The sequence below is a fragment of the Bradyrhizobium sp. 1200_D9_N1_1 genome, assembly GCF_052075915.1.
GTDB classification, from domain to species: domain Bacteria; phylum Pseudomonadota; class Alphaproteobacteria; order Rhizobiales; family Xanthobacteraceae; genus Bradyrhizobium; species Bradyrhizobium diazoefficiens.
On sequence record NZ_CP197226.1, the window covers coordinates 8,154,804 to 8,169,670 of the forward strand.

Genomic DNA, 14,867 nt, shown 5'->3' on the forward strand with positions numbered 1-14,867 from the left:
TTCCCTCCGTGCTAGCTGCAGAACTGCTGCTCCGCGCTCCGGGCTTGCCGGACGGCCAAACGCGGCGGATGTCGCTGCTGCTCGTTAATGGCCACGCCGCATAGCGGGGCCACGGTGCCCTCCGATGGCGTATGTCTCACGGCGTCGCGGCCTTCGCAGAAGAGCCATGTGCTCGCTTCCAGCCGGCGCAGGGCGCGCGCAGCGAGCGCGCGCCCCCTTTGAACTAAGACTGTTGCGCCCGCGCTTTGAACGGTCAAACGCCCATCACTTCAGGTTCGGTGTTGCTATTGCAGCCACCTTACTCCATGCGCGTTCGGCAACATGCACTTCAAGCAAGGTGACGGCTCATCGTGCAACAATTCGCTTTCGAAACTGAGTGTCGATATCACTGCTCTCAGCTTTCGAAAAATGGCTCAGGGTCGCCGTTGCGTTACTCCATGCTTAGCCCCGTGAAAACGCGCTCCAAATAGACTGACGGATCATCTTCGTCAGAATAGTCCGCCTGGACCGTCGATTCAGCGGCGGCATCATCATCCTCCACCTTACTAAGGTACTTCGTAGGCTTGCCTACTCGCTGCCACTGGTCGTTCTCATTCTTCGTCCACACCTCGGGATGCTGGTGAGGATCAAGCACCCAGTGATTTCGACCCACATGAACAAAACCCATTTCTGCTAGGCGGGGTTCCATGCCGGGCAAGCCTGGTTTTGACAAGATCAAGGGATCATCACCATCCTCTCTCAGCTGGTACTCAAGCAAAATATCGCCCGCGTTCTCAACCAGGGGATGAGTGACCCGAAGGTCCACCACGGACGTGAGATCGTTGCGCCCAAACTTTTCCCGGAAGGTCTCCCCCTTGATCCGAACCGGACCTCCTGCTCTCAACAGGCCAACTGTTTCGTCACCCAATTGATAGCTGAAGAAGCGCACGGGCCTGGCTGGATCATAGTGAGTGGCGCTATAGCTGCCAGCAACCGTTGCTGCCCGCTCAGCTTTCTTTGATACGAAGTCTGAGTACTCTTGCGGATTAATGGCGATGTTCATGATGTCGCGGCCCAAAAATCTCTGCAGCCCTCGATCGAAGGAAAGCTGGTCGATCTCAACAATGGGCGGACCGGAATTCAGATAGTACGCCCTTGTTTCAGATGACGACCCGCCTGGCTCCATACCTGCAAGTGTTTCCGCAAAGCGGGGGCTATCTCCCGGTTCATCAACTTGATTAGCGCTTGTGGATTGGCTGGATGAGCCAACGACTCTGCCATACATCAGATCGCTCTCCTATCGGCAACATTGCACGCGATTGAGCTCATGCCGCGCAAGCTCGCGTTCATAATATACAACCTAACTGACCACAACCTGACCTAAGCATCTGCCGGCGCTCGGAGGCTGCGGCTGCGCAATCCGCAAGCGAGTCACGCACCCGCTGGCCAGCAATCGCAGGCTGATGGCGTGCGATATTGTCCGCGCTTGATCATCAAAAATGTGACGTTCAACGGCGCAGATCTGCAGCACCGCCCTTTACTTTCGGTCGTCGCTGCCATTGACCAATGCAGCCGTCTATCGAGGATCGGCGGCGTGCGCGCAGAATTGCTGCCCGGTGCTTTTGTCGCGGCGTCCGCGACTCGCACGTGCTATTGCACTGTCATCCAATTCGGAGCAGCACCATCCGGTCCCAGGATAGAATCGCGAAGACACAGGTGCCACCATCACATGCGCTTCAACGCGATCGGCGGCTATGATCGGCCGGACAATTGTAAAACCCGTGGACCGCGGCAGACTTTCGCTCCTGCCGATCCCGCAACCGAAGGCCACAGGATAGGATGAGCACGACTGGCTCCGAAGGAAGTGCCTATTCGGAAAACCGACTAGACGACCACGACGGTAATATGATCGCCCGCCCAAGGCCAAGTCGCTTTTCGACAAAACGCGGATCCTGCGATACGAGCGAGACTTGCAAGCAGGCGCCAGACAGCCGGTATGGCTTGCCTCGGGGCTGAGCAGCATTCGGCCATGCGCATCTCCGCTCGTTCCGTCTTGCCATTCAGGGAAAAAATCGGGCCATTCGGGCCGGCTGGCACGAGTCTCCGTTGCGGATTGACCTGATCCAGCGGGGCCTCCCTCCACGCGCTGCGGCGAACGGGAGATAGATCCCCTTCGCTCATGCAGCTGCGGCTGGGACGTGGGTCTGGCAGCTGGCCGGGCAAACCCTATCGCACGCACCGCAGCCGATGCAGGCGCCCTGATCGTTCAGAACCATAATCTTTTTTTCGACTTCATCGTCCGCGTCATTGTCAAGGTTGACGAGTTCGCCCTCCTCGTTGATGCCTTTCAAAGTCATGACATCTTGACCGCACACCTTGAAACAGCGGCCACAGCCGATGCACTTCTTGGCATCGATCGAGGCTAGGTATTGTGGCATCCAGTCGCGGCCGTCTCGCGTTGCAAATGACATGCATTGCCCTTCAAGTATTTTCCAGCTCTTTTAGCTCGCGACTCTTGCGCTCCAGTTCGACATAGACATCGTACGCCTTCTGCGCCACCGCCATAATCGACGTCCAGTTGATGGGCAATTCTTCCGAAAGGTCGTGCAGATCCATCTTGGCCTGTATCGCCTTGGCGGACACTTTCTTTAGTTCGGCCTTCAGTATTTCACTGATCGCCCATGAGTGAGTATCCTCAATAGTTAGCCACGTCTGGAAATTTCCGAATCAGGCCAATTCCCTCGCTGACATATCTATCCCCCTCTTGAGCCAGCTTGACGCAATTATCGAATCCCAAGCGATGCACGTCGCGCAGCTGCTTGTTTACGGCGACCAACCGCCCTGCGATGAGCACTATGCGCCCGAAGCCTTCATGATGCAGCTTCAGGATCGGCTGAACCATAATGCCGGTCTCCCTCTCTACTGACAGGCCGACCGCATTGAAGAACAACTCAAGCCGCCATAGTGTATTGGGATCGGGATCACCGATGATCGGCAATGCGCGTCGTCTCTCCCTGTTCAGGATATAGGGTTCGAGCAGATCAAGGTCGCTCTTCCCTTCCCAGGCTTCATTGGTATCCTGGGCGCGCCAAAGCTTGACTAACTCGATTAGAAATGGTGCGTCGACGACGCTGCCCTGCTGCGCTATTTTTGCGGTCATATCATCTCATTCGTCGAACTCAAACGATCGCGGTTGGTCCTTTGCAAGGACCTTGCGCAGCCAGGGAGGTGGCGTGCCCTTCAGCACCGACTCGAGCTTTTCCAGCAACACGTGAATGCTTTCCGGTTTGCTCACCTTGATAGGATGAATTTTGCTGGCCACCACTCGCGCAGCCGCGGCACCACCAATGGCCGCGACGTATAGGATGGCGCAATCCTTGATCGCCTGGATCTTTGGCGCCAACTTGTCACCACTGCCGTCCTCCTCAAGATCGCCCTCAAACTCGATAGCTTTAAGAAAGACATGCCCGCTGGGCGCGACATCGTAGATTGCAATATTCTTTGCCCAGCCAAAATGAGCATCGACGCGTCTCAGATCCTGAGTGGCAAAAGCGACCTTCATGCAATTGACCTTTCAGGCGCGCCAGTGGAGCGGCGATGCCCCACGTGTTGTGGCAGTCCGGGCGTGGTCCGCCACCTATCGGGTGTAGGTCGGTCGTTCTCGTCGCGATGCGCGATCACGAGATTGGCGATTTGGAAGATCACATTGCGGGTACCACGATAGCCGACGGATACTTGGTGGCCCGCGCCAAGCCGATCGAATATCGGAAAACCTACGCGATAGAACGGCACTTTCAGCCGCCCCGCCGCTTGCCTTCCATGCGAATGCGTGATCAGCAGATCGCAATGCTTTTCTTTTGCAAATCCTTCCAGATCTTCGAGGTCACCAATGAGAACCTCCTTGGTCCTGATTCGCTCGATCACCTCAGACTGAGTGGTCGTCACGGCGACGGTCACCTGCGCGCCCATATCGTGCAGCATGCCGGATAAATCGAACAGAAGGTCTGGCTCGGCACCGATCGCGACTTTGCGGCCGCCAATATGGAAGTGCGCGTCCAACATAGCATCGGCGAGCTGACTGCGCTGGCGTCGATATTTCGAGGGTATCGGGCGCCCGCTAATCTCGCTCAAAAACATCATGAAATCGTCGTTTGGATGAAGACCACACAGTCGCTCGAACACACGAAAAGGCACCCCGGTTTTAGTCTGCATGACCTCAGCCGCGCGCTGCATCTGCGCACCGATTGCAATGGTCCACCCTGCGCGCCCCATGCTCGCGATCTCGTCGACGTCAATGCCGCCGATGGTCGTTGACGTAAACTCATCGGGGATATGCCCGTCGAGCGATCCCGCCAAGTCAGGGAGAAAGGAGGGGTACAATCCGAAATCCTCCAGCAAGGCACGGAGTTCATCAAGGTCGCCGGGCGTCAGGTGACACCCCGGTAGAACATTTACCTTCGAGGGATCCCGCAGGCCATTGGCACTTGGCCGGTCCACCAGCACCTCCACCATGCGTGCAACTGCCTTCTCCCACCCATCCTGGAACGCGCCCTTGAAATCAGGCGTTGATACATATACGAGCGGCAACTTTGTGAGTTGCGGATACGCACTCCGGATTAGTTTGAGGTACGCTTCCACATCGTCGCCGTTGGTCTCGGTGACACCGGTCGAGCAGATTCCGATGATCTTCGGCTTAGCGCGCTTGGAGATGTTAAGTATCGCCTGCTCCAAATTTTCATATCCGCCGAGTACGGTCGCGACCTCGCTCATCGCGGTGGTCTGCAGCGGTATTGCTTCTTTGAAGTGCCGGACAAAGAGCGTGAGACCGAAGGATGTGCACCCCTGTGAGCCGTGCAGAAGCGGCATCGCACCGCGCAGCCCCATGAAGGCGTATGCGCCGCCGATCGGCTGGCTCATCTTCAGCGGGTTGACAACGCAGGCTTTTGTCGGCGCCGTGACCAGGGCCATGGCGACTCCCTACTCTGCGGCCTGTCGCATATCAGATGGCTCGGACATCAACATATCTTCGATGCGTCCTTGACAGCAGCCACCGGCCGCATTGGTATGCTCTCGGACCGCTGCGACGCTCCTCAAGCCGTGCACGGAGATTGCGTCCTCAATCGTGCCCAGATCAACCCTGTTACACACGCAGATATTCCTCGCGCGGCGCGCTGTTTCGGCGAGGACCGGATCGCCGGCGATCGCGGCCATGGACTGCATCTGCTCCCGCGCTTTGGCCAAAGCCTCCCATGGCGCTGGCCGACGTAGCTGCTCCCACATCGGGCTTGAGAGCGAATTATCGATCTCCTCCACCAGCTTGACTATTCCGGCATAGCCCATATAGGCGTGGCAACGCTCCTGGTTGATATCGACCCATGGCACCGCCGCCTTCAGCGCGACAAATTGCGACTTGCCGCCCGATAGCATGATGTCCGCTTCTGCGTCCTTCAACATCTTGTACATTTCGCGCGCAGTCATGTCGTCGATCATGTGGGCATCCTGCCCCATGAGCTCCTTGATGCGCTCCTTGTCTTCCATGGTCGATTTCTTCACACTGGTTCCGACTAATTCCAGCCCGGCTTCCTGGAGCGCCGAGACGACCGACCATGACTTGACACCGCCGGTCATTAACAAGGCCCTTTTGCCTTCGAGTCGCGGCTTGTACGGCTGGATGGCAGCCCACGCCCGCGCTTCCTCGCGCGCGATCACCGCTTCGGTGCGCCCGAGCAGATCTGCCGGGGCGCCGCGCTCAACCAATAAGCGGGCGATCTGGCGTAGCGATTCGCTTGAATCCTGAATACCGTAGAACGACCCCTCGAAGAATGGGATCCCGTAACGTTGCTCCATCTTGCGTGCCACGTTGATCATGGATTTTGAGCACACCAACATTGCCGCCCGCGCGCGATGAGATGAAGCGACTTCGCGGTATTTGCCATCGCCCGAAATGCAGCAGAGAATTCGCACTCCAAGCTCGTCTAACACTGGCTTCACCTGCCAGAGCTCTCCTGAAAGGTTGTATTCTCCGATCAGATTGATGTCGTACGGCGTGGTGTAGTCCGGTTCTCGCGTGCCGATCACGTAGTCGAGCAAGGCTTCGCCCGCGAGCTTGTTACCGAGGTTTTTCGAACCGGCGAAGCCCGGAGAATTGATCGGGATCACCGGTTTTGAGAATCTTCGCGACGCTGCCTTGCAGACTGCATTGATGTCATCGCCGATCATCGCCGGGATGCAGGTTTGATAGACGAAGATTGCGGGCGGATCGCACTTGTCGATGATCTCCTTGATCGCTTTGCACAGCCGCTTCTCGCCTCCGAATACAATATCGGTTTCGCTCAAATCGGTTGTGAAAGCGGTGCGCCACAAATCCGAGCCGGACGACGCCGCGCCGCGATTGTCCCAGGAATTACCTTCGCACGCGATCGGGCCATGTACCAAGTGAGCGACATCGGTGAACGGCTGCAGCGCAACCTTCGCGCCGTCGAAAGCACAGCCACCCGCAGCGCTACCCGGCTGCAACTGTCTGGTACAGCCGTTCCTGCGTTCCGCCTCAGACTTACTGCCATTCTTGGCGCAGCCCGGCTCGTCGAAGATATCCTGGACCGTGGCCGCCAGTGAACTCATCCTGCTTCCTCTCAGGGCAACAAATTGTAAACTCAACCGTTATGTGCTCGTGCCATCGTCCAGTCCTGGACGATGGCACGTGTAGTTGCTCATCAACGAATGATGTCGAAGCTGTAGTCGGTTTTGCCAAGAATGTTGGTCTTGTTGTCGATCTCGTCGAAGATCTTGTCCAGGATCTTGACCAGCACATTCAGACCGCCCTGATAGCCCCATATGGGGGAGCGGTGATGGTGATGCCGGTCGAAAATCGGAAAGCCGATGCGGATCAGTGGCGTTGCGGTATCACGCTCCAGATACTTCCCATAGGTGTTGCCAATCAGAAAATCGACCGGCTCGGTGAACAAGAGTGAACGCATGTGCCAGAGATCCCGCCCCGGATAGACTTGGCAGCCCTGTCCAAATGGCGAGCTTGCAAGCAGCGCCTGCATTTTCTCCTGCCACGCTTTGTTGCCATTGGTGGACAGCACATGGGTCGGCTCGGCGCCGAGTTCGAGCAGAAACGCAGCCAATCCATAGCAAAGATCCGGATCGCCATAGATCGCGAACTTTTTGCCATGAACATGAGCGCTTGAGTCGGCAATGGCATCAACCAAGCGGCCACGTTCTCGCGCGAGTTGCTCCGGAATCTCCTTGCCGCTGATGCGTGACAGCGCGACGATAAAGTCATCCGTTGCTGATAAGCCTACCGGGTAGTTGAAGGATAGAACGTCCTGGCCATGCTCTGCCGCAAATGACAGCGTTTTTTCCGTGCACCATTGCTGCATGGAGATGGTCGCCTTGGCGTGAATCGCGTTCGCCGCATCCTTCAGCGTCGTACCACCGTCATACATCCGGAATTCGCCGTCTGTCGGAGTGTCGAACACTTCAGAATTGTCGGCGAGAACTGTGTGCTGGATGCCCATCAATTCCAAGATGCGCTTAATCTCGCGAAGGTTCCCGACGGTATATCCATCGAACCCGCCAATGATGTTGATCGCTCCATTCGGTTTGCGCTCCAGCTTCGGCGCTGTTCCGGCCTTGCCGTCCCAAAAATGCTCCAGAATGCCTTTGAGGGCATTGTCGTAGCCGGTGACGTGACTGCCAACGAATGCGGGCGTGTGGGCGAACGGCACGTCGAAGTCTGCCGGAACCGAGCCCTTTTCTTTCGACGTCTTGATGAAGGCGTTCAGGTCATCGCCGATCACTTCGGCCATGCAGGTTGTGGAAACCGCAATCATCTTGGGCTTGTACATCTTGTAGCTGTTCGCGAGCCCGTCGGTCATGTTGTTCAGACCGCCGAATACGGCAGCATCTTCCGTCATTGATGAAGAGACACAGGAGCTAGGCTCCTTGAAGTGCCGCGACAAATGACTGCGGTAATAGGCCACACAGCCTTGGCTGCCGTGGACGAAGGGCAGCGTGCGCTCAAAGCCGACAGAGGCGAATACGGCGCCAAGCGGCTGACACGCCTTCGCCGGATTTACCGCCAGCGCCTCCCGCGCGAAGTTTTTTTCGCGATATTCGGCCGTTTTGGTCCATTCCTTGATACGTTCGACCTCGGCAGGATCGCGCGGATTCTCGAATATCTTCTTCTTCGCCAGCATTTGCTGGTATTCTGGACCGCGGAACAGTTCGACATGATCGAGCACGTGTTCGGCACTCTGCGGCATCGGTGAAATCCTTCACTATCAGATTGGAATCGCCCGGGCTTTCCCGGAGAGCGAGACGAGTTGCGTTATTCTGCAGCCTGGAGCTTGGCGCTCGGCGCTTCCTTCCAGGGAGCTTTCGTTCTTTTCCAAATTGGCGAGTTGACGGCCATGTCCATGTCGCGCGCGAAGATCGCAAAGCCGTCATAACCGTGATATGGACCCGAATAGTCCCACGAATGCATCTGCCGGAACGGCACACTCATCTTTTGGAAAACGTACTTTTCCTTGATGCCTGAGCCGACAAGATCAGGCTGGAGTTTTTCGACGAAGCGCTCGAACTCATAGCCATTGACGTCATCATAGATGAGGGTGCTGTCTTTCACGTAGTGCTGAGCTGTGCGCTGATAGTCGTCGTTGTGACCGAACTCGTAGCCAGTGCCAATGACGTCCATCCCGAGGTCCTCGTACGCGCCAATCACATGACGCGGACGAAGGCCGCCGACGTACAGCATCACCGTCTTGCCCTCGAGGCGCGGGCGATATTTTGCAATCACGGCGTCCACCAGCGGCTGATACTTCTCGATCACTCGCTCGGCGCCTTCCTTGATCTTGTCGTCAAAATAACCCGCAATCCTGCGCAGTGAGTCCGCGATCTTTGAAGGTCCGAAGAAGTTGTACTCGCACCAAGGGATGCCGAACTTCTCTTCCATGTGGCGTGAGATATAGTTCATGGAACGGTAGCAATGCAGAATGTTGAGCTTTGCCTTCGGCGTTGCTTCGAGCTCGGCCAGTGAACCGTCGCCGGACCACTGCGCGATTACCCGTAGTCCCATCTCTTCAAGCAGAATTCGCGATGACCAAGCATCGCCGCCGATATTGTAGTCTCCGATGATCGCAACATCGTATGGTGTCGGCTCGAACTTTGGTTTGCCCTCGGCCTCGATATGCCCGAAAATCCAATCGCGTACCGCATCGTTTGCAATGTGATGGCCTAGTGACTGCGACACACCCCGAAAGCCCTCACAACGGACCGGCACGATGGTCTTGCCTCCATATTCTTTGGATTTCGCCCTTGACACCGCCTCGATATCGTCACCGATCAACCCTACCGGGCACTCTGATTGTATCGTAATGCCGTTGTTGAGTGGAAACAGCTCTTGGATTTCATCAAGGATTTTGTCCAGTTTCTTGTCGCCGCCAAATACGATATCCTTTTCCTGGAAGTCGGAGGTGAACTGCAGAGTCACGAAGCTATCGATGCCCGTGGTGCCAACGTAATAGTTGCGCCGCGAGCCCCATGAATATTGGCCGCAGCCAACCGGGCCATGGCTAATATGAACCATGTCCTTGATTGGTCCCCAGACCACCCCCTTCGACCCTGCATAGGCGCACCCTCTTATCGTCATCACGCCGGGTATGGATTTGATGTTGGACTTCACCCCGCAGTCCGACTTACCTGCTTGGTGCACGTTGAGGTGCTTGGCACGCCTTTTCGCGGTTTTCTCCGGATAGACCTTCAGCACCTCCTCGATCAGCTCTTTGTTGCGAGCCCTGATTTCTGCGACGCTGTTGGTCGTGGCGAGACTCATCTGGTGTCCTTTAAAAGGTTAGCTGTTGGGAGGGCGGCTTCTTGATCCAAGACTTTGCAACCGGCATGCCAGGGTCTCATGAGCACTAAAACTAGAACAACAACAGTTTCTTAGCGCGACTTGTACGGTGACGGGCTGTTGTTGCGAATCCGACATCTCGCCTTTGCGAGGGACTCTTGGTTTGGCGGTGTTCGAAATGGAACAAGGCGGCCGCGCGTGAAATTCACGGCGGAGTTTTTGAGTTTATGCGCGACAGCAACGCTCTGCGGTGTAAGGCGGAAGCAGGCCGCAAGTCTGGCTTCCAATCCTTCATACTTATTGAAACCTACAGGTGCTCACCTGCGATGTAATGACGTGCGCGATCTCGCGCTCTAGATCTCAAGGCGAGCTACCTCGACGCCACGTGAACTTCTTAGGCTCGTTAGATCACACGAGCATCGTCGCGCCTTGATAAGGGGCACGCACGATCACATCGATGTCTTCGCGTGCGTTGTACATGCCGAGGGACACAGAGCTGGCCCCGCAAATTCGGACAGTAGCTTGAGTGGATTTTCTGCCTGACAGCGGCGAGGATTCTTGCTGCGAATCAGGAGCGAAGATGACGAAGAAGAGCCGCCGGACGCATTCTCCGGCATTCAAGGCGAAGGTTGCTTTGGCTGCGGTCAAAGGCGGCAAGACACTGGCGGAGCTGGCGCAACTGTTTGATGTTCATCCGAACCAGATCACGATCTGGAAAAACCAGCTCCTGGAAGGCGCCGCCGGCGTGTTTGGGCATGACAAGACATCGGCCGAGACGCCGGTCGATTTGAAGGCGTTACATGCCAAGATCGGCGAGCTGGCGTTGGAAAACGATTTTTTGTCCGGCGCGCTCACCAAGGCGGGCCTGCTGAGCGCAAAGCGATGATCGACCGCGGTCATGATCTTTCTATCGTGCGCCAGGCGAAGGTCCTGAAGCTGGCTCGCAGCACGGTCTACTATGAACCTCGGCCAGTTTCGGCCGAGGACCTTGCCTTGATGCGTCGGCTCGATGAGCTGCATCTCGATTATCCCTTCGCGGGAGCGCGTATGCTGCGATCGTTGCTGCGGCGGGAGGGCGTATACGCCGGTCGCCGCCACATCGCGACGCTGATGAAGCGCATGGGGATCGAGGCGGTCTATCGTCGCCCGAACACGAGCAAGCCGGCTCCGGGTCACAAGATCTACCCGTACCTGTTGCGCGGATTGAAGATCGAGCGGCCCGACCATGCGTGGGCAATGGACATCACCTACATTCCGATGCGGCGTGGCTTCGTCTATCTCGCGGCGGTCGTCGATGTGTTCAGCCGACGGGTCCTGGCCCATCGCGTCTCGATCACAATGGAGGCGGCCTTCTGCGTCGAAGCGGTCCAGGAGGCGTTGGCGAAGCACGGCAGGCCCGCGATTTTCAACACGGACCAGGGCAGCCAGTTCACCAGCCTCGAGTTCACCGATGTGCTGCTGGACGCGAAGATCGCCATCAGCATTGCGTTGTGGCTAGGGGACGCGCCCGACGACTAGGCGCGTTGGACGGCAAGGGCGCCTGGCGCGACAACGTGTTTGTCGAGCGGCTCTGGCGCACGGTCAAATACGAAGAAGTTTATCTCCGCAATGGCCGCATGACCGTCGCCGACGATTTTGTCGTCGCTCTGGTCGGGCTACGCCCTCCCGACGCAACGACAAAATCGTAAAGCCCCGCGTTCAGCATAACCCGGCAGGAATCCACTTAAATCCAGCGGGGCGCTGTCCAAACAACCGGGGCCAGCTCTCTTCGAACACGGGGCTAGTCCCCGGAATCAGAGCTGAGTGATACGGCGGCCTTTGAAACGGCGTTGACGGACCTTTTTCTTGGTCCAGACGAAGGGCTCGGCTCTGTCGTTGTATGCGTTGACGTAGGCATCGATGTGTTCCTGAAGCTGCTTGAGGCTCGTGAAGGAGGTGCCGCTGAGCGACTGCCCCTGCAAGATGGAAAACCATACTTCGACCTGATTGAGCCATGACGCACTTGTCGGCGTGAAATGAAATTGCACGTTGGGGTGGGCCTTGAGCCAGTCCTCGTTCTTTTTATGGGTGTTGAGGTTGTCGAGGATGACGTGAAGCTTGCGGTTCGGAAAAGTCGCGGTGACGCTGTTCATGAAATCGAGAAACTCGACGCGGCGCCGGCGTTTTGAATGGGTCGCGATGATCTTTCCGGTGGCGACTTCGAGCGCCGCAAACAATGTTGTGGTGCCATGCCGCTTGTAATCGTGGCTTTGGCCGGTTAAGGCGCGGCCACTGGGCAACTTCAGATAACCCTGCGCTCGCTCCAAAGCCTGGATCGAGGGCTTCTCGTCCACGCACAGCACAATGGCCTTCGCCGGCGGCGCGACATAGAGGCCGACAACATCGGCGGCTTTGGCCGTAAAGTTCGGGTCGTTGCTCTCGCACCAGGACTTGCGAGCCACCAGGTCAATCTTGTGGCTGCGCAGGAACCGCCAGACATATTGGACATCGACATCGCCCAGCGCCTCGGCCAGCAGGGGGCCGGTCCAGCGCGCAAACCCTTGCGGTGGCGGCTTATCCAGCAGCTTCAGAATCCGCTTGTCGGTCGTCTTCGTATAGATCGGCTGCTTGCCAGGCCGCGGCTTGTCTTGCAGCCCTTCAAGGCCATGGTCGGCATAGCGATGCCGCCAAAGGCTGACAATCCGCGGCTGGACCCCAACTTCCTTGGCGATCGACCGGGTGCTGCGCCCATCCGCCGCCAACAGAACTATCCGCGCCCGCTTCAAATCGCGCTGCAACGTCACCGGTGAGCGACAGCACGCCTCAAGCACCTTGCGATCTTTCCTCGAAAGGTGGACTTCTCTTGCTTCGGGTATCATCCCGACCTTGAATCACGACTCACGTTCCAAGAAAAGTGGGTACTAGCGAGCGAGGAAAACGGGAGACGGGTCGCAAAGGCGGCTGTTTTGGATATTATCTTCATCATGCTTCGTGCAGGAGCCCCTCTCATCGGCTGCCGCTCCTATGCGGGCACGCAAGTATCTGGCACGGGGCAAACCACGGCGCACTTTGGCGCGTCAGAATGCCCCTCACATTGGGTACACTGGGACGGATTGATCACATAGATGTCGTTCTTCAGGCTAATCGCGGCATTGGGACACTCGAACTCGCACGCACCGCAGACCGTGCATTGGGATGCGATTATCTTGTAGGCCATCAGTGCTATTCCATAAGCAAAAGGTGCGGAACAGTTTCTTGCTATCAAGTCTTGTGCCAGACATCTTGAGCTTGATTCATCTGAAGAAATTTCGATAACGCAGGTCGCCGACCCGATACGGTGTCGCAAATCCTACAACGAACATGACAATCTGATCTCGATCCTGTGGTTTGCGCATGATCGGTGTCACGGCCGTCAGCGATCAGGTAAACCACCTTCTCCAGCATTAGGGAACGATCCGAGATCCTTAAGGCCGCCTGCCGCGGCTATGATCGATGTGTCGCGACATCATGGAGCTGTCCGGGCAAGTATCAGGTCGCCCGCGGCGCATCTTGTCGGCTTCACTCAATGGGACCGGAAGGTACATCGTCTCCCTATCCTGGCGGCGGTTGAGGCAGGCGTTCGTCCGGTGATCCTCTGCTTCGTTCCGCACTCCTAATCAATACTGGCGGAGGTCAGTTGATTAATAGCCGAAAAAAAGAGCCACCCCGAAGGGTGGCCTTAGTCAGGGAGGAAACGCCCATGAGGGCCTCTGGGATCAGGCCGCAGCCTGTTCGATCGGGGAGAAGGGCAGCCCGAGGCTCTCGGCCACCGCCTTGTATGTTAGCCGGCCCCGATGGACGTTGAGGCCTGCGCGCAGATGTGGATTCTCGAGTACGGCGGAAAAACCCTTGTTGGCCAGAGCCAAACCAAACGGCAGGGTCGCGTTATTCAGTGCCTGGCTCGAGGTTAGCGGCACGGCACCCGGCATATTGGCCACACAATAATGAATGATGCCATCTACTTCGTATGTTGGATCAGCGTGAGTGGTTGGGCGCGATGTCTCAAAGCAGCCGCCCTGATCGATAGCGACGTCCACGAGTACGGCTCTCTTGCGCATTGAGCTCAGCATGCTCCGGCGGACCAGCTTCGGAGCGCTTGCCCCTGGGACGAGCACCGCACCAATCACCACGTCCGCCGCAAATACCTCTTCCTCCACGGATTCGATGGTCGAAAACCTAGTGCGAACCCGTCCTTCGAATAGCTCGTCCAGCTCACGGAGCCGGATGATCGAACGATCGATGATGGTCACCTCTGCGCCCAGACCAGCCGCCATGCGCGCGGCGTGCGTACCGACGACCCCACCTCCAATCACCACGATTCGGGCAGGCTGAACCCCGGGCACCCCACCGATCAGCAGCCCTCGCCCCCCTGTACTCCGCTTTAGAGCGCTACCCGCCGCTTCGATCGAAAGCCTGCCCGCGACCTCGCTCATCGGCGCCAGCAGTGGAAGACCACCATGAGCATCAGTTACGGTCTCATAGGCGATTGCAATGCATCCAGATTTCAAGAGGCCGGCAGCCTGTTCCGGGTCCGGGGCCAAGTGCAAATAGGTGAACAGGATTTGATCCTCACGCAGCTGGGACCATTCGGCCGGCTGAGGCTCCTTGACCTTTACGATCATCTCGCTCGATGCGAATACCTCAGCTGCCGAAGTTAAGATCGTTGCGCCGGCATTGCGATAATCGCCATCGGTTGCACCAATGCCAGCGCCGGCATTGGTCTCGATCATCACGCGGTGGCCCGCTGCCACGTATTCACGGGCAGCTCCTGGGGTAAGGCCCACGCGATATTCGTGCGCCTTGATTTCCTTTGGAACTCCGACCTTCATTTGAATACTCCCTGCCTGACGCGCCTTCTTATCGGAAGCGCGCAGCGATATCGCGACGCAGCCGGGCAAAATGGCGCAGGAATTCAGCGATATTTGCGAGGCTTCGCAGGATTTCAAACCCAGGGGTGCTGGGTAGATCGTGTGATCCTGTTCGCTGAACTTAGCCGTCGAAAACTGCGCGATGC

The 14,867-nt window shown here is 57.3% G+C and carries 12 protein-coding genes and 1 pseudogene; 1 reads left to right on the forward strand and 12 read right to left on the reverse strand.

The features are described from left to right. Nucleotides 1-430: 430 nt before the first annotated feature. The 9 genes from AB5K84_RS38545 to nifD all read right to left on the reverse strand — a co-directional run bounded on the left by AB5K84_RS38545 (nt 431) and on the right by nifD (nt 9,817). Nucleotides 431-1,264 (reverse strand): host specificity protein, encoded by an 834-nt coding sequence (locus AB5K84_RS38545; protein WP_441232739.1) that lies wholly within the window; start codon nt 1,262-1,264, stop codon nt 431-433. 892 nt (nt 1,265-2,156) lie between these two features. Further along, a complete protein-coding gene (fdxB, locus tag AB5K84_RS38550; RefSeq protein WP_011084559.1) occupies nt 2,157-2,450 on the reverse strand; it encodes a ferredoxin III, nif-specific in 294 nt (97 codons plus the stop codon). A gap of 10 nt (nt 2,451-2,460) precedes the next feature. After that, nucleotides 2,461-2,655, reverse strand: coding sequence for a CCE_0567 family metalloprotein (locus tag AB5K84_RS38555; RefSeq protein ID WP_026312876.1), 195 nt, complete (start codon nt 2,653-2,655; stop codon nt 2,461-2,463). A 19-nt stretch (nt 2,656-2,674) separates the two neighbouring features. Then, nucleotides 2,675-3,139: a NifX-associated nitrogen fixation protein gene (locus tag AB5K84_RS38560; RefSeq protein WP_011084557.1), complete on the reverse strand. Its 465-nt coding sequence runs from the start codon at nt 3,137-3,139 to the stop codon at nt 2,675-2,677. Nucleotides 3,140-3,145: 6 nt separating this feature from the next. After that, a complete protein-coding gene (gene nifX / locus AB5K84_RS38565; protein WP_011084556.1) occupies nt 3,146-3,541 on the reverse strand; it encodes a nitrogen fixation protein NifX in 396 nt (131 codons plus the stop codon). Then, nucleotides 3,538-4,947 carry a nitrogenase iron-molybdenum cofactor biosynthesis protein NifN gene (gene nifN / locus AB5K84_RS38570; RefSeq protein ID WP_011084555.1) on the reverse strand — a complete coding sequence of 470 codons (1,410 nt, stop codon included), beginning with the start codon at nt 4,945-4,947 and terminating at the stop codon, nt 3,538-3,540. The genes nifX and nifN overlap by 4 nt, the downstream gene beginning before the upstream one ends. A 9-nt stretch (nt 4,948-4,956) precedes the next feature. Continuing rightward, complete coding sequence (gene nifE, locus AB5K84_RS38575) at nt 4,957-6,600, reverse strand: nitrogenase iron-molybdenum cofactor biosynthesis protein NifE (RefSeq protein WP_011084554.1); 1,644 nt, start codon at nt 6,598-6,600, stop codon at nt 4,957-4,959. Between the two features lie 92 nt (nt 6,601-6,692). After that, nucleotides 6,693-8,249: a nitrogenase molybdenum-iron protein subunit beta gene (gene nifK, locus AB5K84_RS38580; protein ID WP_011084553.1), complete on the reverse strand. Its 1,557-nt coding sequence runs from the start codon at nt 8,247-8,249 to the stop codon at nt 6,693-6,695. A 65-nt stretch (nt 8,250-8,314) separates the two neighbouring features. Further along, nucleotides 8,315-9,817, reverse strand: a complete 1,503-nt coding sequence (gene nifD, locus AB5K84_RS38585; RefSeq protein WP_011084552.1) for a nitrogenase molybdenum-iron protein alpha chain — start codon at nt 9,815-9,817, stop codon at nt 8,315-8,317. 598 nt (nt 9,818-10,415) lie between these two features. Between nifD and AB5K84_RS38590 the strand changes: the two are divergent. After that, nucleotides 10,416-11,442, forward strand: a pseudogene (locus AB5K84_RS38590) (IS3 family transposase); the annotation flags it as partial. A gap of 186 nt (nt 11,443-11,628) precedes the next feature. Here the strand turns inward: AB5K84_RS38590 and AB5K84_RS38595 are convergent. The 3 genes from AB5K84_RS38595 to ald all read right to left on the reverse strand — a co-directional run bounded on the left by AB5K84_RS38595 (nt 11,629) and on the right by ald (nt 14,682). Continuing rightward, entirely contained in the window at nt 11,629-12,693 is a 1,065-nt protein-coding gene (locus AB5K84_RS38595) for an IS630-like element ISRj1 family transposase (protein ID WP_183117478.1), read from the reverse strand. 143 nt (nt 12,694-12,836) lie between these two features. Next, a complete protein-coding gene (locus AB5K84_RS38600; RefSeq protein ID WP_011084548.1) occupies nt 12,837-13,031 on the reverse strand; it encodes a 4Fe-4S binding protein in 195 nt (64 codons plus the stop codon). Nucleotides 13,032-13,569: 538 nt separating this feature from the next. Next, nucleotides 13,570-14,682, reverse strand: a complete 1,113-nt coding sequence (gene ald, locus AB5K84_RS38605) for an alanine dehydrogenase (protein WP_011084547.1) — start codon at nt 14,680-14,682, stop codon at nt 13,570-13,572. Nucleotides 14,683-14,867 lie beyond the last annotated feature (185 nt).